General features: G+C 66.3%; 27 protein-coding genes. 9 read left to right on the top strand and 18 right to left on the bottom strand.

The features are described from left to right. Positions 1-72 precede the first annotated feature (72 nt). The 9 genes from tolA to ruvC form a co-directional block, all read right to left on the bottom strand. Complete coding sequence (gene tolA / locus OU426_RS08965; RefSeq protein ID WP_267633599.1) at positions 73-1,272, bottom strand: cell envelope integrity protein TolA; 1,200 nt, start codon at positions 1,270-1,272, stop codon at positions 73-75. A gap of 1 nt (position 1,273) precedes the next feature. Further along, on the bottom strand, positions 1,274-1,765 hold the full coding sequence (tolR, locus tag OU426_RS08960; protein WP_267633598.1) for a protein TolR: 492 nt from the start codon (positions 1,763-1,765) through the stop codon (positions 1,274-1,276). 3 nt (positions 1,766-1,768) lie between these two features. Next, positions 1,769-2,467 (bottom strand): protein TolQ, encoded by a 699-nt coding sequence (gene tolQ, locus OU426_RS08955; RefSeq protein WP_267633597.1) that lies wholly within the window; start codon positions 2,465-2,467, stop codon positions 1,769-1,771. A gap of 373 nt (positions 2,468-2,840) precedes the next feature. Beyond that, positions 2,841-3,242: a tol-pal system-associated acyl-CoA thioesterase gene (ybgC, locus tag OU426_RS08950; RefSeq protein ID WP_267633596.1), complete on the bottom strand. Its 402-nt coding sequence runs from the start codon at positions 3,240-3,242 to the stop codon at positions 2,841-2,843. Between the two features lie 50 nt (positions 3,243-3,292). Further along, the gene (locus OU426_RS08945) at positions 3,293-4,888 is read right to left on the bottom strand and encodes a trimethylamine methyltransferase family protein (RefSeq protein ID WP_267633595.1); all 1,596 of its coding nucleotides are present in this window, start codon (positions 4,886-4,888) and stop codon (positions 3,293-3,295) included. Between the two features lie 96 nt (positions 4,889-4,984). After that, positions 4,985-5,602, bottom strand: a complete 618-nt coding sequence (locus OU426_RS08940; protein ID WP_267633594.1) for a hypothetical protein — start codon at positions 5,600-5,602, stop codon at positions 4,985-4,987. A gap of 145 nt (positions 5,603-5,747) precedes the next feature. Next, entirely contained in the window at positions 5,748-6,776 is a 1,029-nt protein-coding gene (gene ruvB / locus OU426_RS08935; RefSeq protein WP_267633593.1) for a Holliday junction branch migration DNA helicase RuvB, read from the bottom strand. Positions 6,777-6,890: 114 nt separating this feature from the next. Next, the gene (gene ruvA / locus OU426_RS08930; RefSeq protein ID WP_267633592.1) at positions 6,891-7,559 is read right to left on the bottom strand and encodes a Holliday junction branch migration protein RuvA; all 669 of its coding nucleotides are present in this window, start codon (positions 7,557-7,559) and stop codon (positions 6,891-6,893) included. Next, complete coding sequence (gene ruvC, locus OU426_RS08925) at positions 7,556-8,059, bottom strand: crossover junction endodeoxyribonuclease RuvC (protein ID WP_267633591.1); 504 nt, start codon at positions 8,057-8,059, stop codon at positions 7,556-7,558. Before ruvC ends, ruvA begins: the two co-directional genes overlap by 4 nt. 347 nt (positions 8,060-8,406) lie before the next feature. On the opposite strand from ruvC, the gene OU426_RS08920 reads away from it, so the two are divergent. Then, entirely contained in the window at positions 8,407-8,601 is a 195-nt protein-coding gene (locus OU426_RS08920; RefSeq protein ID WP_267633590.1) for a DUF1127 domain-containing protein, read from the top strand. A gap of 115 nt (positions 8,602-8,716) precedes the next feature. Here the strand turns inward: OU426_RS08920 and OU426_RS08915 are convergent, their stop codons facing one another. The 4 genes from OU426_RS08915 to OU426_RS08900 form a co-directional block, all read right to left on the bottom strand. Then, positions 8,717-9,064 carry a hypothetical protein gene (locus OU426_RS08915; protein WP_267633589.1) on the bottom strand — a complete coding sequence of 116 codons (348 nt, stop codon included), beginning with the start codon at positions 9,062-9,064 and terminating at the stop codon, positions 8,717-8,719. A gap of 75 nt (positions 9,065-9,139) precedes the next feature. After that, positions 9,140-10,009: a 50S ribosomal protein L11 methyltransferase gene (locus tag OU426_RS08910; RefSeq protein WP_267633588.1), complete on the bottom strand. Its 870-nt coding sequence runs from the start codon at positions 10,007-10,009 to the stop codon at positions 9,140-9,142. Between the two features lie 30 nt (positions 10,010-10,039). Then, a complete protein-coding gene (locus OU426_RS08905) occupies positions 10,040-11,413 on the bottom strand; it encodes an MATE family efflux transporter (RefSeq protein WP_267633587.1) in 1,374 nt (457 codons plus the stop codon). Between the two features lie 98 nt (positions 11,414-11,511). Next, positions 11,512-13,707, bottom strand: coding sequence for a primosomal protein N' (locus OU426_RS08900; RefSeq protein ID WP_267633586.1), 2,196 nt, complete (start codon positions 13,705-13,707; stop codon positions 11,512-11,514). Positions 13,708-13,790: 83 nt separating this feature from the next. On the opposite strand from OU426_RS08900, the gene fsa reads away from it, so the two are divergent. From fsa to OU426_RS08880, 4 genes are all read left to right on the top strand, one after another. Continuing rightward, the gene (fsa, locus tag OU426_RS08895; RefSeq protein WP_267633585.1) at positions 13,791-14,444 is read left to right on the top strand and encodes a fructose-6-phosphate aldolase; all 654 of its coding nucleotides are present in this window, start codon (positions 13,791-13,793) and stop codon (positions 14,442-14,444) included. A 41-nt stretch (positions 14,445-14,485) separates the two neighbouring features. Continuing rightward, complete coding sequence (locus OU426_RS08890) at positions 14,486-15,208, top strand: DUF484 family protein (RefSeq protein WP_267633584.1); 723 nt, start codon at positions 14,486-14,488, stop codon at positions 15,206-15,208. Between the two features lie 10 nt (positions 15,209-15,218). Then, positions 15,219-16,148 carry a tyrosine recombinase XerC gene (locus tag OU426_RS08885; RefSeq protein ID WP_267633583.1) on the top strand — a complete coding sequence of 310 codons (930 nt, stop codon included), beginning with the start codon at positions 15,219-15,221 and terminating at the stop codon, positions 16,146-16,148. Positions 16,149-16,211: 63 nt separating this feature from the next. After that, positions 16,212-16,913 carry a CDP-alcohol phosphatidyltransferase family protein gene (locus OU426_RS08880; RefSeq protein ID WP_267633582.1) on the top strand — a complete coding sequence of 234 codons (702 nt, stop codon included), beginning with the start codon at positions 16,212-16,214 and terminating at the stop codon, positions 16,911-16,913. 82 nt (positions 16,914-16,995) lie between these two features. Here OU426_RS08880 and OU426_RS08875 read toward each other — a convergent pair whose 3' ends face one another. From OU426_RS08875 to OU426_RS08865, 3 genes are read right to left on the bottom strand one after another with little or no spacing between them, the layout of a single operon-like run. Next, positions 16,996-17,832 (bottom strand): EamA family transporter, encoded by an 837-nt coding sequence (locus OU426_RS08875; protein ID WP_267633581.1) that lies wholly within the window; start codon positions 17,830-17,832, stop codon positions 16,996-16,998. Between the two features lie 60 nt (positions 17,833-17,892). Then, the gene (locus tag OU426_RS08870) at positions 17,893-18,348 is read right to left on the bottom strand and encodes a methylated-DNA--[protein]-cysteine S-methyltransferase (RefSeq protein ID WP_267633580.1); all 456 of its coding nucleotides are present in this window, start codon (positions 18,346-18,348) and stop codon (positions 17,893-17,895) included. Then, positions 18,345-19,250 (bottom strand): LysR family transcriptional regulator, encoded by a 906-nt coding sequence (locus tag OU426_RS08865; RefSeq protein ID WP_324289805.1) that lies wholly within the window; start codon positions 19,248-19,250, stop codon positions 18,345-18,347. The genes OU426_RS08870 and OU426_RS08865 overlap by 4 nt, the downstream gene beginning before the upstream one ends. A gap of 71 nt (positions 19,251-19,321) precedes the next feature. On the opposite strand from OU426_RS08865, the gene OU426_RS08860 reads away from it, so the two are divergent. Then, positions 19,322-19,483, top strand: a complete 162-nt coding sequence (locus tag OU426_RS08860) for a hypothetical protein (RefSeq protein WP_267633579.1) — start codon at positions 19,322-19,324, stop codon at positions 19,481-19,483. Between the two features lie 21 nt (positions 19,484-19,504). On the opposite strand, the gene OU426_RS08855 is transcribed toward OU426_RS08860, so the two are convergent. After that, positions 19,505-20,056 (bottom strand): phosphotransferase-like protein, encoded by a 552-nt coding sequence (locus tag OU426_RS08855; RefSeq protein WP_267633578.1) that lies wholly within the window; start codon positions 20,054-20,056, stop codon positions 19,505-19,507. 3 nt (positions 20,057-20,059) lie between these two features. Then, positions 20,060-23,008, bottom strand: a complete 2,949-nt coding sequence (gene ileS / locus OU426_RS08850) for an isoleucine--tRNA ligase (RefSeq protein ID WP_267633577.1) — start codon at positions 23,006-23,008, stop codon at positions 20,060-20,062. Positions 23,009-23,266: 258 nt separating this feature from the next. Here ileS and OU426_RS08845 point away from each other — a divergent pair, with 258 nt between their 5' ends. From OU426_RS08845 to OU426_RS08835, 3 genes are all read left to right on the top strand, one after another. Beyond that, complete coding sequence (locus OU426_RS08845; RefSeq protein WP_267633576.1) at positions 23,267-24,115, top strand: hypothetical protein; 849 nt, start codon at positions 23,267-23,269, stop codon at positions 24,113-24,115. Positions 24,116-24,128: 13 nt separating this feature from the next. After that, a complete protein-coding gene (locus OU426_RS08840) occupies positions 24,129-25,304 on the top strand; it encodes an FAD-dependent oxidoreductase (protein ID WP_267633575.1) in 1,176 nt (391 codons plus the stop codon). Positions 25,305-25,366: 62 nt separating this feature from the next. Beyond that, positions 25,367-25,774, top strand: a complete 408-nt coding sequence (locus OU426_RS08835; protein WP_267633574.1) for a group III truncated hemoglobin — start codon at positions 25,367-25,369, stop codon at positions 25,772-25,774. Positions 25,775-25,830 lie beyond the last annotated feature (56 nt).

The following is a 25,830-nucleotide window of genomic DNA, read 5'->3' as shown; positions in this document are numbered from 1 at the left end:
CTCTGCCGGTCTTCTTTCTGCCTGCCATAGTCCGCCCGCTGCCGCGAGAGGAAATTCCCGCCATCTGCGCCATCAACGGAGCCTCATCTTGTTCGGATCGAAGGTAATCTCGATCTCTTTCCACTGCTCGTATTTCTCTGGCGGCAAAGCGTAGCCATTCTTCGCACAGCGGATAATGGCACGACGCCCAGCCTCGAAGGCTTGCTGGGCCGAGGCATCGGTGCCGCCTTCGACACCGATCATCCGGATCGAGCCGCTATCGGGCTTGCCATCCTGACCCATCGAGACCGAGACAGTCACAATTGTGCTCAAAGCATCTGTCGACAGGGAACCGACATTCCAGCACTGCTTCACCGCGACGATCAGCGCGTCCTTCTCCCCGCTTGTCAGAGGCGGGCCCTGATCGGCGGCGCCGGTCCCCGGCTTGGGCTCTTCGGAAGCCTCACCCGACAAAGCTTCGCCCAAAGCCGCCGCAACAGCATCGTCGGCATTCACGCTCGGCTCGTCGGCAGGCGCCTCGGGCGTCGCTTCCGCCGTTTCCACCGGCGCGGGTTTCGGCTCTTCCGGCTTCTTCTCGGGCTTCTTCTGCGGGCGCGGCGAGGTCGCGGGCGCGGCGGTCTCCGGCTTCTTGTCCTTGTTGTCCTCGGTCAGGAGCACCTCACCGGTATCCTTGGGCGCGGCCTCCTCGGTCGGGGGCTCGGGCGTCGCCTCGGGGGCGGGTTCGGCCGTCGTCGCTTCTGTCACCGTGTCCGAGGTCGTGGTTTCGGGCGGCGTATCGGGCGAGGGATTGGGCGCGACGATCTCGGCGGCCTTCGGTTGCGGTTTCTCGGTCGGTTGATCGGGGATCTGCGACAGGCTGTCGGGCGTCGGCGCCGTGGTTTCCTCGGGCGGCGCGTCGGTCACCTCGGCCTCGGCCACCTGGGTTTCCTCGACCTCCGGCGGCTGTTCAGGTTCGGGCGGCGTCACATCGGGCGCGGGCTGCTGCTCGGGCTTCGTCTCGGGCTTGGGCTTCGCGGGCGGCGCGACACTCGCCTCGGGCGCCGACGGCTGGGGCGGGCTCTCCTCGGCCGCCGTGGGCTTTCTGCCCTCCAACTCGGCAAATTCCGCCGAGGACATCAGCGAGACATTGGTGGCAATCGGCGCCGCCGCCGGTTCCGGCGTAAAGAAGATGCCCCCCAGAAGCGCCCAGAGGATCAGCGCCAGATGCGCCGCCCCCGAGACGTAAAGACCGATGCGCATCGCCCGGTCCTCTGGAAGCCATCTCTCCAGCATCTCAGCCGCCGTTCTGATCCGGGCCCGCGCCGTTCATCGACGGCCCGCCGCCGTCGGTGACGAGCGTGATGTTGGAAAAGCCGCCATTGTTCAGCGCCCCCATCACCTGCACCACCCGCTCGTACGGGATGGCGCCGTCGGCGCGCAGAAAGAGCTTGTCGTCCTGCCGCTCGGCGGCGATGGCCTGCAATTTGGCAATCAGCTCGCCCTCGGCAATCGGCGTGTTCTGGATGGAGATCGTGCCATCGACTTGCACCGAGATGGTCAACGGTTCCTCCTGCTCTGTCGGGACCGCCTTCGCCGCCGTCTTCGGCAGTTCAAGCGGCACGCCAACGGTCAGCAAAGGTGCCGCCACCATGAAGATGATCAGAAGCACCAGCATCACGTCCACGAAGGGCGTGACGTTGATCTCGCTCATCACCGCCGTCTTGCCGCGCGAGCCACGGCGGCGCCGTCCGCCCCCGCCTCCGCGCTTCATCACCCCCGCGCCCATGGCTCAGGCGTCCAACTGGCGCGACAGGATGGTGGCGAATTCGTCGGCAAAGGCCTCGTAGCCGCCGATGATCCGGTCGCTGTCGGTCGAAAGCTTGTTGTAGAAGATGACGGCCGGGATCGCCGCGAGCAGGCCAAGCGCGGTCGCGACCAGCGCCTCGGCGATGCCGGGGGCAACGACGGCGAGCGAGGTATTCTGGCTGATCGCAATCTGCTCGAAGGCGACCTTGATCCCCCAGACCGTGCCGAAGAGCCCGATGAAGGGAGCCGTGGAGCCCACGGTCGCAAGGAACGGCAGGCCGCGCGTCAGATCCTCGGTCTCTTTCTGGATCGCCACATCCATCGACCGGTCGATCCGCGCCTGCGCGCCCGCGATCAAGGCGCCATCCTGCCGGTGGCTGCGGCGCCATTCGATCATGCCGGAGGCGAAGATCGCCTCCGACCCGCCCTGCGGCGCCGATCCGATCTTGTCAAAGAGCTCGTCCAAAGGCTCACCCGACCAGAAGGCCTGATCAAAGAGGCCCGCCTCGGCCCGCGCCTTGCGGTAGGTGATGAATTTCTGGACGATGATCGCCCAGGACCAGACTGAGGCGACGGTGAGCATCAGCATCACGATCTTCACGATGAACGAGGCGCGCGCGAAAAGCGCGAGCAAGGAGAAATCGATCTCCGCCGCGTGCTGGGCAAGTGTTGTGGTTTCCATAACTCTGCTCGCTTCTGGGCCGCCTCTTCCGGCAGCTCTGATTTGACGCGAGTCTAGCGTGCTTTCTTGGCGAAGGAAACGGGGCGCACCGGAAATCCGCCGATCGCATGCCTGCCGTTGAAATCTCCTGAAACATCGTGCTTCGGCCCGGCCCTACCTGATCCATCGGAGCCGCGCCGAGAAGGGCGCGGCACGCCTTTCATCTCGCGGCCCGCGCGTGCCGCGCGGGCCACTCGGCGCGCCTCCGGCGGGAGTTTTTGGCGACAGAACGTAGATGAAGCTCGTGCCCACGTTCTGTCCGAAAATACTCCGGGGGGTACGGGGGGCGGCGCCCCCCCGGCGGGTCGGCCGGGCGAAGCCCGGACGAAACTCTTCAGTGAACCGCCGGGAACAAAGCCTGGCGCACCTCAGCGGGGAGCCGCGCCGCCTGACCGGTCTCGGTCAGGCAGACGAGCGTCACCTGTGCGGTGAATAGCCGCTCGCCCCCCCGCAGCACCTCCTGTTCCAGCTGGATGCGCGCGCCGGTCGCACCAACCGGTCGTGTGACCACGGTCAACTCATCGTCGAACCGCGCCGGTTTCAGATAGTCCGCCTCGACCCGCCGCACGGCAAAGACGATCCCTTCCTCGCGCTTCAGCCGCCCTTGATCGACGCCAAGCGACCTGACCCATTCCGTCCGGCCGCGCTCGATGAACTTCAGGTAGTTGGCATAATAGACGATCCCCGCGAGGTCGGTATCCTCGTAATAGACGCGGATCGGGAAGATATGGGACATGGGGCCTCCTCGCGCCCGACCCTAGGCGGGCGCGGAGGTACCGGCAAGCCTCACCAGCGGCCGCACTCTGCCTGCATGTCGCCAGGCGCCAGCCGGATCGGAAAGCGTGCCCGGATCGCCGCGTCGCGCCCGGGGTCGGTCAGCGACGGGTAATGGCTGCCGAGGATCTCTTGCACCCGTCCCCGCGCATGATCCATGATCGTCGGGCGCCCCATCGAGGCCCAGTTGGAGAGCGTCTGGCGGTCGGCGACCTCGGGGTAGAGGAATTCCGACTGCATGAGGCTCAGCGTCTGCGCATGGCCGAGGTAATGGTTCGGACCCCTCAGCACCACATCCTCCATCACCTCGTAGGACAGGGTGTCGTCGGTCACCTCGATCCCCCTCAGCGCCCGCTGGACGGTGCCCAGAAGCTCGTTATCCATCACCATCGCCTCGAACGAGGTAGCCAGAAGCGACGACATCATCCCCGCCGCCTCATAGACCATGTTGCCGCCCGCAAGCCCTGCAAGCGCCACGGTCAGCCCCTTTTCGAACCCCGCCTGATAATCGAGCGCCTTCGAATCCGTCATACCCGCCGCCACCGATCCCGGCAGGTCGTAAAAGCGCGCCATCTGCGCCGCGCCCGCCATCAGGACCGCCTCCTCGCCCGAGCCGCCGGTGAAGGCTCCCGTGCGAAGGTCCGATACGAAAACCCAGTTGCCGAAGAACATCTTCGCGCCCTTGCGGGTCAGATGGACCTGAACGAGCGCGGCGAGCGTCTCGGCGCAGGCCTGTACCAGCGCACCCGCAAGCGCGGCAGGCGCGGTCGCACCCGCCTGCGGCGCCACACACATGTCAGAGACGATGCCAAGCTCGGCGCAGCGCACCTGTACCGCGCTCGTATCGGTGCCAAACCGCAGGGGCGAGACCACCGGGCAGTGCCCGACCTGGAAGAAGGGACGCTTCAGGAAAGCCCCCTCCTCGCCCAGAACCATATCGGCAAGCGCCACGACCTCGTCGACATGTTCGGCATTCGCCATGGAAAAGCCGAAACTTTTCGTGGTGCCTGCCATTCCGGCATAGGCAACGGAAAGATTATGCGCGCGGATATCCTCGATATCGGTCGCAACGATCGGCTGGCCGACATGGTGGATATGGTCCAGCCGGTCGGCCAGACGGAAATAATCGTAAAGGTCGAGAAGGGTCGAGGGCCGGTGCTCGCCGGTCCGGAAATCGATCACCTGAACCGCCTCGCCCGCCGTGCAGAAGTGCACGCGCTCCTCGCCAACCATCCGGTCATGCGCGGGATCGCGGGCGAAGATCGGGAAGGCGCGGGCCTGCGCGGCCACCACATCCTCGACCAGCGCCCGCGGAAAGCAAAGGCGTCCATGCGCATTCAGCCAGCATCCGGCATCGAGCGCACGCTTCAATGTTGCGGGGATCGGGTCGGCCATGCCGATCCGTTCCAGCACATCGAGCGCGGTTTCATGGATCCGCGCCATGTCGCGATCGCCGAGTGGCCGGTATTGCCCGCCCGCCATCCCAGGGCGCACCACATCCGCCGCGACCATCGCCGCCCGCGCCGCGCGCCGGGCATCCCGGCCACCGCTTCTGGCGGCGCGTGCACTGCGCGCGGTCGGCGCGGCTTGGCTGTTCTGACCCGTCATCCCGACCTCCCCGGCGAAGGCACGCCGAAAGGCGGCTGGCGGACAGGTTGCATTATTCTGACTGACCAGTCAACAAGAATCAGAGACGCCGCCTGTTCATCGCCTCATCCGCGCGAAAAGCCGGAGCGCATGGCTCGGGTCTGTGGCGATGGCGGGCATAACCGGGTCATAGGCGGCGCGCAGAACGGCGGCGATTTCAGGGTGCACTGTCACCTGCGCGTCGGCGGCGACCAGCGGCGAACGCGTGCGGAAAGCGCTTTCCGACCATAGAAGCAGGCTCTGCACCGCAACCGTCAGGCCGAGGTCAGCGGCCGGCATGTCTGCGAGCGCCCCGCCCATCTGGAAAAAGACGAAGGCTGCGCGGATCGCGCCATCCTCCTCGAAGCGGAAATGCCGGTATTGATCGGCAGCCTCGCGCCCGAGCCGCGGCGCAAGCCGGTCGAGCCCTGGCACCAGATCGGCGATGCCGGGAAGATCGGCCACCTCTTGCCAGTCGCGGAAGAAGAAGACCATCAGGTTCGCGCCCAATTCGGGATCGGTCTCGACCAAAGGATGGCCCGCCGTCGCCGTGACCGCTTTGATCGCGCCCTTGATCGTGGCGAGCGTCTCGTCCTTGACGCCAAACACCACCGGCGCGATCGGGCGTTCCCAACGCGCAAATGCGTAGGTCCCGTCCGGCCGGGTGAAAAGGGATGCGATCTGGTCTGGGCTCATGGGTCAACCTCTCGCCCGCCCCATAATCCGCGTCAGGCCGGAGGTCCAGAACGGCGGTGCCGCCGAAGAATTTTCGCGAAAATTCTTCCGCCCCCTGGTCCGGCTGTGGAAAAATCTTCCCGAAGATTTTTCCACCCGAGCAGCGCTATTTGCCAAACAGGTCGGATTGCCCGGCTACCCGCGGTTGCGGCAGGCCGAGATGGGCCCACGCCTTCTGGGCCAGCATCCGGCCACGCGGCGTGCGCTGGATCAGGCCCTGCTGCAGAAGGAAGGGCTCGATCACTTCCTCGATCGCGTCGCGGCTTTCCGACAAGGCCGCCGACAGGGTCTCCACCCCCACGGGCCCTCCCGCATAATTCTCGGCGATCAGCGTCAGATAGCGGCGGTCGGCGCCGTCGAGACCAAGGTGATCGACGCCAAGCCGGGTCAGCGCGCTGTCGGCAATGGCCCGGGTCAGCCGCCCGTCGCCCTCGACCAGGGCGAAATCGACGACCCGGCGCAGAAGCCGCCCCGCAATCCGCGGCGTGCCGCGAGCACGGCGCGCGATCTCGAGCGTGCCTTCGGGGTCCGAGGAGATGCCCATCAACCGCGCGCCACGCGCGACGATGAGGTCAAGTTCCGCGACCGTATAGAACTGCAGCCGCGTCGGAATGCCGAACCGGTCGCGAAGGGGCGTGGTCAGGAGGCCAAGCCGCGTCGTGGCGCCGACAAGCGTGAAGGGCTGGAGTTCGATCCGGACGGTCCGGGCGGCAGGCCCCTCGCCGATCACCAGATCCAGCTCGAAATCCTCCATCGCCGGATAAAGCACTTCTTCCACTGCCGGGTTTAGCCGGTGGATCTCGTCGATGAAAAGCACATCCCGCGCCTCGAGGTTGGTCAGGATCGCGGCGAGGTCACCGGCGCGCGCCAGAACCGGCCCCGAGGTCATGCGGAAATTGACGCCAAGCTCCTTGGCCATGATCTGGGCGAGCGTCGTCTTCCCAAGGCCCGGCGGCCCGTGAAAAAGCGTATGATCCATCGCCTCGCCGCGCATCCGCGCACTTTCGATGAAGACGCGCAGGTTCGCCCGCGCCTCCTCCTGCCCGACAAACTCGGTCAGCGCCTGTGGCCGGAGCGCCCGGTCGGCATCCTCGGGCTGCGGCGCGGCGCGGAGCGTGGGATCAGGCGTCAGCATTGGCCGTTATCGCCTTCCGTTCGTGGGGGCTCTGCCCCGTCGTCCATCGGTTCTCGAACCGATGGCGAACTCGATGGCCGACCCCCGGAATATTTGCAAACGAAAGAGAGCATATCACCCTTTCGGTGCCAGAAGTTTCAGCGCTGCACGGATCAGTTCCGGGGTACTCGCCCCCTCGTTCTCGCCCGCAGCCTGCGCCACGGCACTCGCGGCCTCGGACTGGGCGTAGCCGAGGTTAAGAAGGGCCGAGAGCGCGTCGGCGGTTGCCGCGGCGGAGGGCGCGGGCGCGGCTTTCGCGGCGGGCTGCCGCACGGGCACATCAGTATCGGCCTCGATCACCGCCGACGCATCGACCGTCAGCGTGCCGCCAAGCGCCATCACCGATGGCGCCTTGTCCTTCAGTTCCATCACCACCCGTTGCGCAAGCTTCGGCCCCACCCCCGGCGCGGCCTTGACCGCGCCCCAGTCGCCGAGCGCGATCGCCCGGCCCGTACCTTCGGCGCCGAGCGTGCCGAGGATCGCCATCGAGGCTTTCGCGCCCACCCCCTGCACCGTGGTCAGAAGCCGGTGCCATTCCTTTTCCAGCAGCGTCGGAAAGCCGAAAAGCTGCAGAAGATCCTCGCGCACCAGAAGTTCGGTATAAAGCGCGCAGGCCTCGCCCACCGGCGGCAGCGAGGCCGCCGTGCGCTGCGAGATATGGACGACATAGCCCACGCCCCTGACATCGATCAGCACCTGATCGGCGGCGCGGTGGAGGATGTTCCCGGCGATCCGCCCGATCATGCCGCACCTCTCAGCGCGGCGGCGAGCCGCCCGGCGCTTTGCAGATGATGGGCGTGACAGATGGCGATCGCGAGCGCATCCGCCGCGTCCGGCCCGGCCAATTCCGCCCCCGGCAACTGATAGCGCACCATATGGGCGATCTGGCCCTTGTCTGCGTGCCCCACACCCACCACCGCCTTCTTCACCGCGTTCGGTGCATATTCGCCTACCGCGATCCCTGCCTGCGCGGGCACCAGCATCGCGATCCCGCGCGCCTGGCCAAGCTTCAGCGTCCCGGCGCCGTCCTTGTTCACGAAGGTCTGCTCAACCGCCGCCGCATCCGGCGCGTGATCCGCGACCACCCGCGTCAGCGCGACATGCAGGGACAGGAGCCGCTGGCCGAGGTCGTCGCCCGCCGAATGGATGATTCCATTGGCCACATGCACGAGCCGCGATCCCGCCACATCGATCACGCCCCAGCCGAGGTTGCGAAGGCCCGGATCGATCCCGAGAACGCGCATGAGGTGCCTGCCTGTTGGTTCTTTTCCTGAGAACTAGCACGAAAGGAGAACATCGCAAAGGACAAAGCGAACCCGAAGCCATGACCTGAGCGGGCAGCTTTTCCGCCGATTTCCGACATCCCCGGATCGAATTACGACCCGAACTCAGGAAGGAATGTCACAAAAATGCTTTAATTGTTTACCGCATCGCACCCAACATTCCGCAGCGTCCGGCAAATCATAGATATGCACTATTTGCATGGCTGAAATGCTTTCCCGGCCCTAGCTCCGTTATACCGGATGCCCTATCTGTCATTGCGTCGAGGGCGAGCCGCCGTCGACCGCTGTATGTGAGAGAGGAAATGAACATGACCGCGTTTGAAACGACCCGCACCACGACCGGCTTCAGTGCTCTGAACCTGGTGAGCAACCTTGTCGCTTCGATCGCTTCCTGGAACGACGCGCGTGTTACGCGCAACGCCCTGTCGAAGCTTTCGGATCGCGAGCTCGACGATATCGGCCTCTGCCGGGGCGACATCGAATTCCTTGCGTCGCGCGCCTGATCAAGGCCAGCGCGACCGGCGACAAGATCGCCAAAAGGCCCCGCGGTTCACCCGCGGGGCCTTTTGCATTTCCACCTTAGACATGACTGCTCTGGATAGGATCCCGCGGCCCGCGTCAACCAAGTGCTGTGCGGATCTTGTCGGCGAGAAACAGGGTGAACGGATCGGGCGCCATCAGAAGCGCGCCCGCCCGGTCGACGTCGGTCCCTGCCCGCAGCACCGCCACGCGCAGGTCATAGGCCTCGGCCCCGATGGCCACATGCATCGCCGCCTTGAAGACGAAGATGAACGCGATCACCATAAGGAAGATCGACGGCAGACGCGATCCCTGCTCCCGGCGCCGCCGCGCCGAGTAATGCGACATGCCGATCGTCCCATCAGCCTCAAAACCGCCGCCGGCAGCGTGAATACGCTGAATACGGTCGAGGCGCCCGTGGAATTTCCGCATGTTCGGATCGTGCATTCGTTCCTCCCGGGCCCCCACCCGAGGTGAATATGATGATTGTCGGGCAATTGCGGCGAAATTAGGGCGGATTGTTCAGCTTTTAACCAGTTCGAGAGTCACCCACTCGCCAATGTCCTCGCGATGAGTCAGGGCCAGTCCAAAGGACATGTACTTTTGGACAAGTTCATCGGCCTGAGAGGTCAGAATGCCCGACAGGATCGCACGACCGCCGGGGGCGAGGTTCGCGACCAGATCGGGCGCGAGCGCAAGCAGCGGGCCCTTGAGAATATTGGCAAAAATCAGGTCGTAGGGCGCCCGCGCCCGCAGATCGGACTGGTCGAACCCCGCCGCTTCCACAACCTGGACGCGCGCCGCCTGCCCGTTTGCCGCCACATTCGACCGCGCCACATCGACCGCCACCGGATCGATATCCGAAGCGATGGTTGCGCAGTGCCAGATCGCCTCTGCCGCCATGGCCAGAACCGCCGTGCCGCATCCAATGTCCGCGACGTTCCCCGCGCGAAAGCCCGCGCGGTCGATTCGGTCCAACGCCAAGAGGCAACCCTTGGTCGTGCCATGGTGCCCGGTCCCAAAGGCCATTGCCGCCTCGATCAGCAGGGCAACCGCGCCTTCGGGCACCTTGTCCGCATCATGGCTGCCATAAACGAAGAAGCGCCCGGCCTCGACCGGCTGCAATTCGCGCTTCACATGGGCGACCCAGTCGGTCTGAGGCACTTCCGACACGGCAAAGGGCGCGGCGCCATAGATCGCGGCCATCAGCGCCAGCACGATATCGTCCGGCTCTTCCTCGAAATAGGCGCCGACCTCGTAGCGGCCCGACCCGTCCTCGATCTCGAAGCAACCGACACCGGTCGGTTCGGGATCGAACCCCTCAAGGCTCTCGGCCAGTGCTTCGGCCGCCTCGCGCGAGGGAAGCGTGGTCAGGGCGGAGTAAAACGGCATGGATGCCTCCCTCTGTCGGTCGGGCCGGGCTTAGGCGGGTGCGGGGGCAGGGTCAAGCGCTGGCACGGCCGCGTGAAGCCGCACGATATGCCGCCAGGCGAGCCAGGCGGCCAGCGTCCCGGCGATCATGTTGGCGGCGGCATTGGCCCAGACGATCCCTTCGGCCGCGAAAAGGCGGCTGAAGAGAAGGGCTGCGGGAAACATCATCACCCCGTCGCGGAACCAGTTGGCGGCGGTGCTGGCCAAGGGCCGCCCGAGGCTGTTGAAGCTCGCATTCGCCACGAAGAGCGCGCCGGTGGCGATGAAGGCGCCCGCCGCCCAATGGGTGAAGGTCCGCACAATCGCCTGCCCCTCGGCGGACAGTCCGAACGAGGTCGAGATCGGCCCGGTCAGCGCCGCCATCAGCGCCCAGGTGCAAAGCGTATAGATCGCGCAGAATTTCAGTGCCGCTACGAAAGCCTCCGCCACCCGGTCAAGGCGCCCGGCGCCATAGTTCTGGCCAATGATCCCGCCGATGGCGCCCGACAAGGCGAATATGCCGCCGAAGGCGAGGATCGTCAGCCGCATCACCACGCCCCAGCCAGCTATCGCGCCCTCGCCATACTGCGCGATCTCGCGCGTCAGGATCCAGTTGCCGAACGGGGTCGCAAGCTGGGTCGCCACCGCCGGGACGGCGATGGCCGCATAGGGCCTGAGGAACAGCGCGAAGTCCGACAGAAGCGGCCGCGCCAAGAGGTCATGCGTGCGGATCAGGAACCAGAAACCGACGCCGCAGGCCACGACCCGCGCAATGACAATGGACCAGCCCGCCCCGTCGATCCCCCAATCCATCCAGACGATGAGCAGAGGGTCGAGCACCACCGCCACCAGGCCGCCGGTCATCGTCACCGCCATCGACCGCCACGCGTCGCCCGCCGACCTCAGAAGCGAGGCCGCCATGATCGCCGCCGAGATGAGCAGCATCGAGGGCAGGGTGATCGCCAGGAACCGCTCCGCCATCTGCAGCACCGTCCCCTCGGCGCCCGAGGCCAGAAGGATCGGATGCCGGAAGAGCCAGACCACCAGCGACAGCGCCGCCTGCACCGCAAGCGTGATCGCCATCGCCACCGATGCGATCCGTCGTGCCCGGGCGCGTTCGCCCATGCCGATGGCGCGCGACACAAGCACCACCGCGCCGATCATCATGCCAACGCCGAGCGAGATGATCGCGAACTGCAAGGTTCCCGCGATCCCGACCGCCGCCATCTCGGCCTCGATCCGGCGCTGGGAAATCCACCACAGCGCCAGGAAATCGACGAGGAAGGTGAACGACAGACCCAAAGCGCCGGACAGGGCCATCACCGTCACATGCCGCATCAGGCTGCCGGTGACGAATTTTGCTTCCGGCGCGGCGGGGCGGCTCATGGGGGTCTCCTCTTCCGCCGCCAGCGTTAGCGCAACCCGTGGCCGAGTACCATGCCCGAGCGCCACGCCAGACCGACGGGGCCGCTCATCGAGCCGGTTCAGTAAAAGCTCTGCGGGTCGATATCGACCGACAGGCGCAGGTTATTGGGCACGCGCAGCTGCCCCAGCCACTCCGCCACCGCCGCCTGCAGGCTCGCGCCCTTTGGGCCCTTCACCAGCAGCCTGACCCGATGCCGCCCGCGCACCCGCGCCACCGGCGCGGGCGCCGGGCCGAAGACCTGGGCACCGATCCGCGTGAGCGGACCTGACCGCCGCGCCAGTTCCATGCCGAAATCGAAGACCTGTTGCACGTCGGGCGACGACAGGATGATGCCCGCCAGCCGTCCGTAGGGCGGCATCGCTGCCGCCTGCCGTTCCGCAGCCTCGGCCCGCCAGAAATCTTCCTCCGCCCCCGACAGAATCGCGCGGATCACCGGATGGTCGGGCTGATAGGTCTGCAAGTATGCCTCGCCCTTCCGCTCCGCCCGGCCTGCCCGCCCCGACACCTGCCGCATCAGCTGGAATGTCCGCTCCGCCGCGCGCAGGTCCGCCCCCTGCAGACCAAGGTCGGCGTCGATCACGCCCACCAGCGTCAACAGCGGAAAGTTATGTCCCTTGGCCACCAGCTGCGTGCCGATGATGATATCAGCCCCGCCGCCCGCGATCTCCTCGATCTTTTCTTTCAGCGCCCGCGCCGACCCGAAAAGGTCCGACGACAGCACCGCCACCCGCGCCTCCGGGAACCGCTCGGCCACTTCCTCAGCCAGCCGCTCGACCCCCGGCCCCACCGGCGCGAGCCGCCCCTCTGCCTTGCAGGACGGGCAGGCCACGGGCATTGGCGCACTTTCCCCGCATTGATGGCAGACAAGACGTTTCAGGAACCGATGCTCGACCATCCGCGCATCGCATTGATGGCATCCGATCTGATGACCGCAGGCCCGGCAGATCGTCACCGGCGCATAGCCCCTGCGGTTGAGGAACAGAAGCGCCTGTTCCCCGCCCGCAATCCGCCCCGCCACCATCTGCGTCAGCGTCGGGCTGATCCAACGGCTTGCCTCCAGCCGTTCCTCCCGCATGTCGATCGCCCGCATCGGCGGCAATTCCGCCACCCCGAAGCGCGAAGTCAGGTCGATCCGCCCGTACTTGCCACTTTCGGCATTGACCCATGTCTCCAGACAGGGCGTGGCCGAGGCGAGCACCACCTGCGCATCCGTCATCGCCGCGCGCAGCACCGCCATGTCGCGGGCATTATAGAGAACGCCGTCCTCCTGCTTGTAGGACGTGTCATGTTCCTCATCGACGACGATCAGCCCCAGATCACGGAACGGCAGGAACAGCGCCGACCGCGCGCCGACAACAAGGCCCACGCCGCCTTCGCCCGCCATCCGCCACAATCGCCGCCGTTCGGTCTGCGTCACGCCCGAATGCCATTCGCCGGGCCGGGCGCCGAATCTCTCCTCGACGCGGGCCAGGAATTCCGATGTCAGGGCAATCTCGGGCAAGAGGACCAAAGCCTGCCGCCCCTTGCGCAAGCATTCCGCCACCGCCTCCAGATAGACCTCGGTCTTGCCCGACCCGGTCACTCCTTTCAGAAGCGTGGTCCCATAGCGCCCCGCCGCGATGCCGCCCTTCAGCTGCGCTGCCGCCGCCGCCTGATCCTCGGTCAGTGCCTTGCCTGCAAGGTCCGGGTCGAGACGCGGAAAGGGTACATCGCGCGGCGCCTCCTCCTCGGCCACCGCGCCCTGCTTCACCAGCCCTTTCACCACACCCGTGGTGACCCCGGCGAGGCCCGCCAGTTCCGACAGCGTAAAGGCCGCCCCGCCATAGTCCTCCAGCACGTCGAGTACGCGCGCGCGGGCATCCGTCATCCGGTCGGGCGCCTGCCAGCCCTTGCGATAGACCTTCCTCGGCCCCGGCGGATCGGCCAGCCCCGGCGCGCGGGTCGCAAGCCTGAGCATCGCGGGCATCGGCGTCAGCGTGTATTCCGCGGCCCTGACCAGAAAGGCCCGCATCGCTTGCGCCATCGGGGCGGCGTCCAGGACCCGCGTCACCGGCCTGATCTTCGCCGGATCGAACCCACCCTCCCCCGGCCCCCAGACCACGCCCAGCACCCGGCGCGGGCCGAGCGGCACCTCGACGAAGGCGCCCGCGAAACAGCCGCCCTCCGGCGCCTTGTAATCGAGCGCCCGCCCCAAGGGCTCGGTCGTGAGAACCGCGACCAGGTCGCCCTCGTCGAAAAACTGTGCCTCAGCCACGCCCACGGCCTTTCCCGGGTTTCAGCCGCGCGCGGCATGCGCTAGAAGATCGCCGACCCATCCCCGAACCAGCGGAGCGCGCCATGAAATTCTTCGTCGATACCGCCGATGTCGCCGCCATCAAGGAACTGAACGACCTTGGCATGGTCGACGGCGTGACCACCAACCCCTCGCTGATCCTGAAAGCGGGACGTGACATCATCGAAGTCACCAAGGAAATCTGTGACATGGTTTCCGGCCCCGTTTCGGCAGAGGTTGTGGCGACAGAGGCCAAGGCCATGATCGCCGAAGGGATGAAGCTTGCCAAGATCGCCCCGAACATCGCGATCAAGGTTCCGCTGACCTGGGACGGTCTGACCGCCTGCAAGGCCTTCGCATCCGAAGGCCATATGGTCAATGTCACCCTTTGCTTCTCGCCCGCCCAGGCGATCCTGGCCGCCAAGGCCGGCGCCAGCTTCATTTCGCCCTTCATCGGGCGTCTCGACGATATCCACCTCGAAGGCGTGAACCTGATCGAGGATATCCGGATTATCTACGACAATTACGACTTCAAGACCCAGATCCTCGCGGCCTCGATCCGCACGGTGAACCACATCGTCGACTGCGCCAAGATCGGCGCCGACGTGATCACCGCGCCCCCCGCCGTGATCAAGTCGATGGCCCAACATGTGCTGACCGACAAGGGCTTGGAGATTTTCCTGAAGGACTGGGCAAAAACCGGGCAGAAAATCCTCTGACTTCGTGTATCCTGCCCGAAAGTAACAAGTCCGGGGCCGAGATGTCCGAACCGAAACTGTCCGAAGCCGCACCGCTTGGCCCCGACCTGCGCGACCGCCTGATCGCCGCCCCGGAAGTGATTCTGGAAGATCGCGACCTGATGCGCGCGCTTATTGCCGCCAACGAACGCGCGATGGGCTCGAACATCGTCGACCTGCGCGGCATCGCGATGGAACGGCTGGAACAGCGCCTCGATCGGCTTGAGGACACGCACCGTTCGGTCATTGCCGCGGCCTACGAAAACCTTGCGGGCACCAACCAGATCCAGCGCGCCGTTCTGCGCCTGCTCGACCCGGTGGATTTCGAGGATTTCCTGAAAGTGCTTGCCTCTGACGTCCGCCAGATCCTCCGGATCGAGGCGATCCGCCTTGTCCTCGAAACCGAAAGCGACGGAGAGGACGAGGCCGTCCAGCGCTTTTCCGACGTGCTGACCGTGGCGCCTCCGGGCTTCGTCGAGCGCTATCTGGGCGATGGCCGCACCGGCGCGCCGCGCGACGTCGTGCTCCGGCAGTCCGCCGCCGACCGCCAGACCGTCTATGGCGCCTCCGAACCGAAGATCGGATCCGAGGCCGTGATGCGCCTCGACCTCGGTGCCGGGCGCCTGCCCGGCATGCTGGCGCTCGGCGCCGCCGATCCCCACCAGTTCCGCGCAAGTCAGGGCACCGACCTTCTCACTTTCTTCGCCGGGGCCTTCGAACGGGCTATGCGGCGCTGGCTGGCCTGAGGCCGGGTGGGTGGAACCGCTGCTTACCCCGGCCGTCCGCGACGCGATCGCGCGCTGGTGCGATCACCTCTCCGCCCTCGGCGGCGCCTCGGCAAACACCGTGAACGCCTACCGCGCCGATGTGCTGGCCTGGGCGGCCTTCATGGCCCCCCATCTCGGCGGCGCGCCCACTGCCTCGGCGCTGGCCACCGCCACCCCCTCCGACATGCGCGCCTTCATGGCGCATGAGCGCAACCGCGGCCTCGGCGCCCGGTCGCTGGCGCGCAGGCTGTCGTCGGTAAAGGGCTTCATCCGCTGGCTGACCGATCGCGAAGGCGGCGAGGCGACCGCGATCCTTGCCCAGCGCGGCCCGAAATACCGCCGCAAGTTGCCCCGGCCCCTGACGCCGGAAGCCGCGCAGGACATGATCGCAACGGTTGACCTTCAGGCCCGCAATGACTGGCAGGCCGCCCGCGATGTCGCTGTAGTGACACTCCTCTACGGATGCGGCCTGCGGATTTCCGAAGCCCTCTCGCTCACCGTCGCCGATCATCCCCTGGGCGAGGTGCTGCGCATCCGCGGCAAGGGCGGCAAGGAACGGCTGGTACCAGCGATCCCCGCCGCCCGCGCCGCTGTTGCCGATTACGTCCGGCTCTGCCCCTTCCCACTGGCATCTGTCCCTGAGGGCCCGCTCTTCCTCGGCGCGCGCGGCGGCGCCTTGAACCCCCGCCTCATCGCCAAGGCGATGGAACAGGCGCGCCTCGCGCTCGGCCTCCCCGCCAGCGCCACGCCGCACGCGATGCGCCATTCCTTCGCGACCCACCTTCTGGCCGCAGGCGGCGACCTGCGCACCATCCAGGAACTCTTGGGCCACGCCTCGCTGTCCACTACCCAGGCCTATACCGCCGTCGACACCGACCGCCTGATGGAGGTCTATGCCGCCGCCCACCCCCGTGCCTGACGATCTGTCAAGGCCGGGAAGCCTCCGGTTGCCACCCGTTGCGATTTCCGCCAGAAAGACCTCATGACCCCGCGTATCAAAGCCCTTTGCGTCCACCTCCTTACCGCCACCGGCGCCGTTCTCGCGATGATGGCGATGCTCGCCGCGGCCGAGCACAAATGGGCACTGATGTGGGTCTGGCTGGTGATTGCGCTCATCGTCGACGGGATCGACGGCCCCCTGGCCCGCGCCTATCACGTCAAGACCAACTGGCCGACCTATGACGGGGTGCTCCTCGACCTCATCATCGACTATCTGACTTATGTCTTCATCCCGGCCTATGCCTTGTTCGAATCCGGCCTGATGAACGGCTGGACCGGCTGGTGCGCGATCATCGTCATCACCTATTCAAGCGCGCTCTATTTCGTCGATACCCGGATGAAGACCACGGATTATTCCTTCGCGGGCTTCCCCTCCTGCTGGAACATGGTGATCCTCGTGATCTTCGCGCTGGAGCCGAATTTCTACGTCACTCTTGCGATCATCATCGCCCTTGCCGTGACCCAGTTCACCAATTTCAAGTTCGTCCACCCGGTCCGCACCGACCGCTGGCGCTGGATCACCCTGCCCATGGCGCTCCTCTGGGTCGCCTGCGCGGGCTGGTCGGCCTGGGCGGAATTCGGCCCGATCTCGCTCGCCCATCTCGGGCTCATGATCAGTTCGGCCTATCTCCTCCTCGCGGGCATTGCCCAGCAGCTTATCCCCGAACGCACCGCCAGCGCCTGACCGCGCACCGAAATCTTTCAAAGATTTCGGACCGGACCCTTTCAAAGGGTCCGGCCGGATTTCGTATCGAAATCCGCCCCCCTCAAAGTCGCGTGATCGCCACCCCCGCGGCGATCATCAGGGCCGAAGCGCCCTTCACCCAGGTCATCCGCTCGCGGAACACCAGCCAGCCGATCACGACGCCAAAGACGATCGAGGTTTCGCGGATCGCCGCCACCAGCGCGATCGGCGCCTCGGTCATCGCCCAGACCACGATCGCGTAAGAGGCGTAGGAGGCGACCGCCGCCACCGACCCCGCCCCCCAGACGCCCGCGCGCGCGGGCCAGGCACCCCGCCCCCGCAGAACACTCATCACCAGCGCAAACAGCACCCCGTCGGCCGCGAACATCCAGGCGACATAGGCCGCTGCATTACCGCCGATGCGCGCGCCCTGCCCGTCGATCAGCGTATAGCTCGCGGTGGCCAGTGCCGCCCCCATCGCATAGGGCAACAGCCTCACGGATTCGCCCGAGGTGAAGACCCCCGTCGCCAGAAGGAAGATCCCCGCGCCCAGAACCGCGATCCCCAGAGCCTCGCTCACCGCCAGATGATCGGTCCCGAAGGCCGCGCCCACGACCAGCACGATCAAGGGCGCCGTGCCCCGTGCCAGCGGATATACCCGGGATAGATCGCCATGCTCATAGGCAAAGGTCAGGAAGGTCTTGTAGGCGGTATGGACCAGCGCCGAAGCGGCAAGCCAGGGCCAGACCTCGGCCCCCGGAAAGGGGCTGAAAAAACCCAGGACCAGCCCGATCCCCCCCTGCACCGCCGAGAGGACCATCATCACATGGACCCTACTCGCGCCCCCCCGCACGAGCCCGTTCCACAGCGCATGCAGGAAGGCGGCGCCCAAGACAGCCGACAGAATGAAAAGGCTCATGGGCGGCTCCTCGGGGTTCCCCGCGAAACGGCTATCAGCCACCCCGACCCGCAGCAAGGCTCAGATCAGCAGTGATGCCGCGCCTTCATGCTTCAGAAGCGCCACCTTGGTCTCGATCCCGCCCGGCGCCGAAAAGCCGCCAAGGCCATTCGCGCCAAGGATCCGATGGCACGGAATGAGGATCGGGATCGGATTGGACCCGCAGGCCTGCCCGATCGCCTGAGCCGGCGCCCCCAGCGCCTTCGACAGATCGCCATAGGTCCGCGTCTCGCCAAAGGGGATGGCCAGCATCGCCCGCTGCACCTCGCCCGCCAGCCCGGGCAGGAAGGCGAGCGGCAGGTTGAACACCTGCCGACGCCCGGCGAAATAGTCCTGAAGCTGCGCGGCGGCCTCCCGTAGAATCGCGCTCGATTCTCCCTCCGCAGTTTGCCCCCATCGTAAACGGGCAATGCGGCCATGCTCCTCAGACAGGCTAAGCATCCCAAACGGGCTGTCAAAAGACCATTCCGGCTTCATGATCTTGCGCCGGAAAGCGGTCGGAAAGCATCGCGCAGCATCGCAGCAAGGGCGTCGATCGCTGGCGTCGATCCGCGCGGATTGCGCCGCAACACCGTCAAGGTGGAATCGATCATGCCAAACCCGTCGTCGGAGGTCAGTTCCCTGCAGCCTTCGGGAATGGTGCTGCGGGTCAGGAAGGCGACGGCAAGTCCGGTCCGCACTGCCGTTCGCAACCCACCCGACGGATCGCAGGCGAAGACCACGCGATAGTCGATCGCCAGCCTTTCCAAAGACTGAAAGGCATATTGATTGCACCAATCTGGACGCGAATAGGCTGCAACCGGCAGCGGACGCTGCAAGTGCTGTCCGAAGGCATCGTTTGTGACCCAAACCGTCGGGTCCATGCACATCAGTTCGCCTTCGCTGCTTCGGACCTTCTCAAAGATGACAGCAAGATCAAGTTCATCCGCCGCCAGCGCCGCGATGTGCGGATCTGAATGGTCGCATCGTACCGTCACCTCGACCCCGGCATGGCGGCTGGCGAAAGCCGCCAGTGCCTGCGGCAGAACGGTCTCGCTGTATTCTTCCGGAATGCCGACCCGTACGGGCCCGTCAAGCGGTTTGGCGCGCAGTGCCAGCGCGGCCTCCTCCAGGCTTCGGATGACCCGTCGGGCATGGGGAACCAGTTGCGATCCCTCCGCCGTAAGCGTCACACCGCGCGGCAGGCGCACGAAAAGCGCCTGACCAAGCGTTTCTTCCAGTCGCCTAATCTGCATGGAGACGGCTGACTGAGTTCGCCCGATCTCGTCGGCAGCGCGCGTCACGCTGCCGGTTTCCACGACCGCCAGGAACGTGCGCATCAAGTCGCTGTCTAGCGCGAGATCCATGGTGCTGCCATCAACCATTCTGATCGCAGACATCATCACTATGCGTTTGTCTTATGTCAACGCCGATCCATACTGGAACCAACTGGTTAGCATCGGAGGTCGCGATGACCCTGACTTGGTGGCGATTTTGGGTAAGACAAACCGACCAGCGCGACACTGCCGCGCCGGCAGACTGGATGCTGCGCCGGAAGGACGACCGCTGGCTGGACGATATCGGCCTGACCCGTCAGGAGCTGCGCGAAATGCTGGATCAGTATGAGAGCTGATTTTTGGCACGACCCCGCGCTTTACAGGCCGACCAAAGCCGCGATCTGTTGCGCCGCCTCTTGCGCGGAGCGAAGCGATACGTCGATCATGAGGTCGTAGCGCACTCCCCCGTGAACCCGTTCAAACTGCGCCCGACTTAGGCCGTGCATTCGGTCACTACGCGACATTTCCCGTGCTTCGACGATATCGAGCGGCGCGGTCAGGCCAATACGCCAGACCGAATGCCCAGCGAGCAACGCGGCGTATTCGGCCGGTTCTCCGTCAAGCCAGACATCATCCACGACGACATCAAGCCCCCGGCGAGCGAGATCGGCCACCGTGGCCCGCATCGCTGCCAAAAGCGCGGCACCTTTCGGGCCGGTCAGGACTTCGGTCGCAGGTTCGGCAGGACTGCCCCGGCTTTCAAACCGGAAGAAATCAGCATCATCCCATGCTCGGTCAGGCAGCATCTCGCAGAAACTGTCCATCGACACGTGCAGAAGCGGGCCGGAGGCGCAGGCCTGAAGCGCCCGCGCCACCGAGGATTTTCCGACACTGCCCGGACCATTCAGAAGGATGACCCGGGCCGCCACGACTCACCCCAACGCATCGTTGCAGCGCTGGCAGGTGCCCTCGTGCGCATGGCTGCCCACATCCGGCAGGATGCGCCAGCAGCGCTGGCACTTCTCGCCGTCGGCCAGTTCGAAGACCACGCCCACCCCCGGCGCCTCGGCGAGGCGGAAGGCCTCTTCCGGGGCCGGGTCGGCGGTGACCTGAATGGAAGAGGTGATGCAGAGCTCGGCGAAATCGACCGATTTCAGCGCTTTCAGCGTGGGTTGATCCTCGACATGCACCACAGGCCCCGCCTCCAGCGAGGCGCCGATGACCTTGGCCGTGCGCTGCACTTCCAAGGCCGCCGTCACCACCCGGCGCACCTTGCGGATCGCCTCCCACTTCTGGGCGAGCGGCTCGTCCAGCCAGTCGGCCGGCGTTTCCGGCATGTCGGTCAGATGCACCGACGACCCTTCGCCCGGGAAGCGGCAGAGCCAGACTTCCTCCATGGTGAAGACGAGGATCGGCGCGAGCCAGGTCACCAGCCGGTGGAACAGGATGTCCAGGACCGTCCGCGCCGCCCGGCGACGCAAGCTGTCCGCCGCATCGCAATAAAGCGCATCCTTGCGGATGTCGAAGTAGACCGCCGACAGATCCACCGTGCAGAAGGTGAAGAGGGTCTGAAACACGCCCTGGAAATCGTACTTCGCATAGCCGGTGCGGACAACGTGATCTAGTTCCGCCAACCGGTGCAGCACCCAGCGCTCCAGTTCCGGCATCTCCTCCGGCTTGACCCGCTCGGCCTCGGTGAAGCCCGCAAGGTTCCCAAGGATGAAGCGCAAGGTGTTACGCAGCCGCCGGTAGCTGTCGGCGGTCCCTTTCAGGATCTCCTTCCCGATCCTGAGGTCGACCGTATAGTCCGACTGCGCGACCCACAGGCGCAGGATATCCGCGCCATATTCATCGATCACCTGCTGAGGCGCGACGGTGTTGCCCAAGGACTTGGACATCTTCATGCCCTTTTCGTCGAGCGTGAAGCCGTGGGTCAGCACGCCGCGATAAGGCGCGCGGCCCTTGGTGCCGCAGGCCTGCAGCATTGAGGAATGGAACCAGCCCCGGTGCTGGTCGGTGCCTTCAAGGTAAAGATCGGCCAGCCCGTCCGCCGTGCCGTCAGGCCGGTCGCGCAACACGAAGGCATGGGTCGATCCGCTGTCGAACCAGACGTCGAGAATGTCGAAGACCTGTTCATAATCCGACGGATCGACCAGTCCGGTCAGCACCTTTTCCTTGAATCCTTGCACATACCAGACATCGGCCCCCTCGGCCTCGAACGCCGCCTTGATGCGGGCGTTGACCTCCGGGTTGCGCAGCAGGAAGTCGGGATCAGTCGGCTTCGCGCCCTTCTTCGTGAAGCAGGTCAGCGGCACGCCCCAGGCGCGCTGGCGGCTCAGAACCCAGTCGGGCCGCGCCTCGATCATCGAATGCAGGCGATTGCGGCCCGTCGCCGGGGTCCATTCGACAAGCTGGTTGATCGAATTGAGCGCGCGCTTCCGGATCGTGTCGCCATAGGTCGAGAGGCCGTCATCAAGGCTCTTGTCGATCGCCACGAACCATTGTGGCGTGTTGCGATAGATGAGCGGCGCCTTCGACCGCCAGCTATGCGGGTAGGAATGCTTGATCTTGCCCTTGGCAAAAAGCGCACCCGCATAGGCGAGCTGCTTGATCACCGAGACGTTCGCCGGGCCTTCCTTGCCGTCGGGCAGGATGATCGCCTGCCCGCCGAAGAGCGGCAGATCGGTCCGGTAGGTCCCGTCCGGCTCGACATTATAGGTCATCGGCAGGCCATGCTTCAGGCCCATCTGATAGTCATCGTCGCCGTGCGAGGGCGCGGTGTGAACGAAGCCGGTGCCCGCGTCGTCGGTCACATGGTCGCCGGGCAGCATGGGGACGTCATAGTCCCATTCGCCGTTTGCTCCCTCGACGCCCCGGAACGGATGCGAAAGCGTCAGCGTCGCCAGTTCATCGCCCGGCACGGCGCGTAGCTTGCGGAACGTCTCGACCCGCGCGGCAGCAAAGATCGCCTCGGCGAGATTGTCGGCCACGACGATGGTCTCTCCAACCTTCGCGCTCGCGTTCTCGCCAACAGCAGAGATCTCGTACAGCCCGTAGGCAATCGTCGGGTTGAAGGCGACCGCGCGGTTCTGCGGGATGGTCCAGGGCGTCGTCGTCCAGATCACCACCGAGGCCTGCAACAGGTCGGTGCGGATGCAGCCGTCCAGATCCTTGAACTCCGACGCCGCAGCCACCGGGAACCGCACCCAGATCGTATGGCTCGTATGGTCGTGATACTCGACCTCGGCCTCAGCGAGCGCCGTCTTCTCGACCGGCGACCACATCACGGGCTTCGACCCCTGATAAAGCGAGCCGTTCATCAGGAATTTCATGAATTCCTCGGCGATCACCGCCTCGGCATGGTAGTTCATCGTCAGGTACGGATCGGCCCAGTTGCCGGTGACGCCGAGGCGCTTGAACTCCTCGCGCTGCACGTCGATCCAGCCCTCGGCGAACTTGCGGCATTCCTGACGGAAGGCGACCGTGTCCACGTCATCCTTGTTCAGGCCCTTCGCCCGGTACTGCTCCTCGATCTTCCATTCGATCGGCAGGCCGTGGCAATCCCAGCCCGGCACATAACGGGCATCGCGGCCCATCATCTGCTGGGACCGCACCACCATGTCCTTCAGGACCTTGTTCAGCGCGTGACCGATATGCAGGTGCCCGTTCGCGTAGGGAGGGCCGTCATGCAGCGTGAAGGGCGCGCGGGGGGCGGCCGCCGCCTTTTCGCGCAGCCGGTCATAGACCCCGATCTCTTCCCAGCGCTTCAGCCAGTCGGGTTCGCGCTGCGGCAGGCCCGCGCGCATCGGAAAGTCGGTCTCGGGCAGGAAGACGGTGTCGCGGTAGTCGGGAGCAGTCTTCTCGGTCGTGTCGGCGCACATGTCGGGCATTCCTTCGGAAATCGGTCAGAGGGGGCATCGGGCGCCCCAAGGCAAACGGGCAATCCCGGCGGCTGAGGGATCAGCGCGCCGGGCCGCTAATTCGACGTATCTGTGCGGCCGTCATCTGCATGGCCGCCTTATAGGCGGTCGCTCGGCTCTGGTCCAGTGTGGCGCTTGGGTCAGGGAATTCCTGACTGGACCGGGCAGGCAGCGTCGGCCTAGATGGCGCCAACGACGCCTATCGACAGGAGCGGAGCCATGAAATCAACGACATATGCGGGCCTCCTTGCCCTCCTGCCTGTCTTCGATGCCGCAGCCGCGCTGGCCGCGCCGCCCAGCACCGCCTCGCAAGTGCCGGGGCTGGAGATTCTCCCCCTGCCCGCCCTGCCGCCTGCCCCCGCCGACCGGGGCGAGCCGGAGTTTTGCGATCACCTGCTGACCAAGGCCAGGACCCCCGGCGGCAAGGTGGCCGAGGCGCTTGGCTGGGCGGTGACGGCCGAGGCGCCCTTCGGCGCCTATCAGGCCGTCAGCTTCGTCGGCCATGCCGAGCCCGCGACCAGCGGCGCCTGCAACCTGTCGCAGGGCAATATCGCCTTTTTCCGGGGCGACCGGCTCGTGGCGCTCGCCTATGCTGCCGAAGGCGCCCCCTCGTCCATTGGCCGCATTACCCCCTTCGGCGTGGGCGGGCTCAGGGTATGGAGCGGCGATCTGATCCCCGCGCCCGTCGCCGACATCCGGCCCGTCGGGCCGGACGGCATCGCCCTGACCCCGCCCGCCTCCGAACAGATCCAGTGCGACGGCAAGGCCCGGCTGCCCTACCTCTACGGCCTGCCCGTCGACCTCGCCCGTATCCTGCTGGCAGAGGCCGGCTGGCAGCCGGTCGATCAGGCGGCCTCCGGGACCCGCTCGCCCGGTCAGGCGGACGACATCGCCGCCGCCGGGATCATCGAGGTCGAGGATTGCGCAGGCACCGGCTTTGCCTTCTGCAGCTACGCCTATCAGGGCGAGGCAGGCGATCTCAGCCTCGTGACGGCGGGCGAGATCGGCGCCGACGGCAGCCTGCCCTTCGTCACCGGCTATGGGGTGACCTGCCAGGCGGCGCCGTGAGGACGTGACGCGCATGACCTGCACGATCGGCATCGTCGGTGCCGGGATCGGTGGGCTCGCGCTTGCGGCCCTCGCCCTGGATGCCGGCCATGAGGTCACGCTGATCGAACGGTTCGCGGAACCGAAGCCTGTGGGCTCCGGCCTCGTGATCCAGCCGATGGGCCTTGCCGTCCTCGACCGGTTCGGCGCGGGCGCGGCTGCGCGGGCATCGGGGCAAAGCATCCTCAGGATGGCCGGGCACGAGGCGCGGCGCGGCCGCGATGTGCTGCGCGTCGCCTACCGCCCCGAGGCACCGGGCCTTGCGATCCATCGCGCGGCGCTCTTCGCCGCCCTCTGGGACGCGGCCATGGCGCGCCAGGTGCGGATAGAGGCCGGCGCGACCGCCATCGCGACGCCGTTCGCAGGCAAGGGTCGGACCGTGCTTCTGGAAGATGGCCGCAGCCTCGGCCCTTTCGATCTTGTCGTCGACGCAAGCGGCGCCGGATCGCGCCTTTCGCCGCTCACCGCACGCCCGCTTCCCTACGGCGCGCTCTGGGGCACGGTTCCCTGGCCCGCCGGAACCGCCTTCCGCACCGACGAACTGCGCCAGCGCTACCTCAGCGCGCGGCGGATGCTCGGTGTGCTACCCGTGGGCACCGCGCCCGGCTCCGACGGGCCGCTCGCCACCATCTTCTGGTCCTTGCCGGTAGACCGGATCGCCGACTGGCAGGCTGCGCCGCTGACGAAGTGGAAGGCCGAGGCCTCTGGCCTCTGGCCCGATTTCGCGCCCTTCCTTCAGACCATCACGCGCCATGACCAGCTAACGCCCGCCCGCTACAGTCACGGCACGCTGTGCCACCCCTACGCCGAACGTCTCGCCTTCATCGGCGACGCCGCCCACCGTGCGAGCCCGCAGCTCGGCCAGGGTGCAAACATGGCGCTCCTTGACGCTCTGGCGCTGGTCACCGCGCTGAAGGACGGCCCCGGCGCCCTGCCCGCCTACGGTGCCATGCGCCGCTGGCATGTCCGCGCCTATCAGGCGATGAGCGCGCTTTTCACGCCGATGTACCAGTCCGAAAGCCGCCTCCTGCCGCCCTTGCGCGACCATCTGATGGCGCCGATGGCGGGCCTGCCCCTCATCCGCCAGACCCTGACCGCGCTCGTTTCCGGCGACATGATCCCGCCCCTTGCGGGCCAGCGCTTTCCCTGAGACATTCCGCCCCCTTGCACCGCGGCAGACCGCTTGAGAAAGATCAAGCGAAAGGACCGACCATGCCCGCCATACCCCCCCGCTTCCCGGTGACGCCGGACGAGATCGACCGCGTGGTCGCCGATTTCTATGCCGCGATCCGGGTCCATCCCGGTCTCGGCCCGGTTTTCGCCGCCCATGTCACCGACTGGCCCGCGCATGAGGAAAAGATCGCCCGCTTCTGGCGCAACGCGATCCTGTTCGAGCGGTCCTACGACGGCAATCCGATGGAGGCGCACCGCGCGGCGGGCAATGTCCGCCCCGGCATGTTCTCGGTCTGGCTTGGGCTTTTCGACAGCGTACTGACGCGCAATCTCGCGCCCGAGACCGCCGCCCAATGGTCGGTGCTGGCCCACCGCATCGGCGCGGGCCTGCGTTACGGCGTGACCGAAGGCGCGGCCTTCGCGGACGGCGTGCCGAAGCTCAGATAGGTTTCGTCCCGCCGTTGGCGGGCCGACCCGCCGGGGAGGCTCCGCCTCCCCGGACC

It is taken from the genome of Frigidibacter sp. RF13, from assembly GCF_026626305.1.
In the GTDB taxonomy this organism is placed as follows: domain Bacteria; phylum Pseudomonadota; class Alphaproteobacteria; order Rhodobacterales; family Rhodobacteraceae; genus TMP-24.
Note: the sequence above shows the minus strand (reverse complement) of the source record. Positions and strands in the feature narration are given on the sequence as shown.

Coding starts and splice junctions, on each gene's coding strand:
- OU426_RS08880 (WP_267633582.1), top strand. CDS start 16,212: ATGACCCCGCGTATCAAAGCCCTTTGCGTCCACCTCCTTACCGCCACC.
- OU426_RS08945 (WP_267633595.1), bottom strand. CDS start 4,888: ATGACGGGTCAGAACAGCCAAGCCGCGCCGACCGCGCGCAGTGCACGC.
- ruvB (WP_267633593.1), bottom strand. CDS start 6,776: ATGCTGACGCCTGATCCCACGCTCCGCGCCGCGCCGCAGCCCGAGGAT.
- OU426_RS08860 (WP_267633579.1), top strand. CDS start 19,322: ATGACCCTGACTTGGTGGCGATTTTGGGTAAGACAAACCGACCAGCGC.
- ruvC (WP_267633591.1), bottom strand. CDS start 8,059: ATGCGCGTTCTCGGGATCGATCCGGGCCTTCGCAACCTCGGCTGGGGC.
- tolQ (WP_267633597.1), bottom strand. CDS start 2,467: ATGGAAACCACAACACTTGCCCAGCACGCGGCGGAGATCGATTTCTCC.
- OU426_RS08940 (WP_267633594.1), bottom strand. CDS start 5,602: ATGAGCCCAGACCAGATCGCATCCCTTTTCACCCGGCCGGACGGGACC.
- OU426_RS08915 (WP_267633589.1), bottom strand. CDS start 9,064: ATGCACGATCCGAACATGCGGAAATTCCACGGGCGCCTCGACCGTATT.
- OU426_RS08910 (WP_267633588.1), bottom strand. CDS start 10,009: ATGCCGTTTTACTCCGCCCTGACCACGCTTCCCTCGCGCGAGGCGGCC.
- OU426_RS08835 (WP_267633574.1), top strand. CDS start 25,367: ATGCCCGCCATACCCCCCCGCTTCCCGGTGACGCCGGACGAGATCGAC.
- ileS (WP_267633577.1), bottom strand. CDS start 23,008: ATGTGCGCCGACACGACCGAGAAGACTGCTCCCGACTACCGCGACACC.
- tolR (WP_267633598.1), bottom strand. CDS start 1,765: ATGGGCGCGGGGGTGATGAAGCGCGGAGGCGGGGGCGGACGGCGCCGC.
- OU426_RS08905 (WP_267633587.1), bottom strand. CDS start 11,413: ATGAGCCGCCCCGCCGCGCCGGAAGCAAAATTCGTCACCGGCAGCCTG.
- OU426_RS08870 (WP_267633580.1), bottom strand. CDS start 18,348: ATGAAGCCGGAATGGTCTTTTGACAGCCCGTTTGGGATGCTTAGCCTG.
- OU426_RS08890 (WP_267633584.1), top strand. CDS start 14,486: ATGTCCGAACCGAAACTGTCCGAAGCCGCACCGCTTGGCCCCGACCTG.
- ruvA (WP_267633592.1), bottom strand. CDS start 7,559: ATGATCGGGCGGATCGCCGGGAACATCCTCCACCGCGCCGCCGATCAG.
- fsa (WP_267633585.1), top strand. CDS start 13,791: ATGAAATTCTTCGTCGATACCGCCGATGTCGCCGCCATCAAGGAACTG.
- OU426_RS08845 (WP_267633576.1), top strand. CDS start 23,267: ATGAAATCAACGACATATGCGGGCCTCCTTGCCCTCCTGCCTGTCTTC.
- tolA (WP_267633599.1), bottom strand. CDS start 1,272: ATGCTGGAGAGATGGCTTCCAGAGGACCGGGCGATGCGCATCGGTCTT.
- OU426_RS08920 (WP_267633590.1), top strand. CDS start 8,407: ATGACCGCGTTTGAAACGACCCGCACCACGACCGGCTTCAGTGCTCTG.
- OU426_RS08875 (WP_267633581.1), bottom strand. CDS start 17,832: ATGAGCCTTTTCATTCTGTCGGCTGTCTTGGGCGCCGCCTTCCTGCAT.
- OU426_RS08840 (WP_267633575.1), top strand. CDS start 24,129: ATGACCTGCACGATCGGCATCGTCGGTGCCGGGATCGGTGGGCTCGCG.
- OU426_RS08865 (WP_324289805.1), bottom strand. CDS start 19,250: ATGTCTGCGATCAGAATGGTTGATGGCAGCACCATGGATCTCGCGCTA.
- ybgC (WP_267633596.1), bottom strand. CDS start 3,242: ATGTCCCATATCTTCCCGATCCGCGTCTATTACGAGGATACCGACCTC.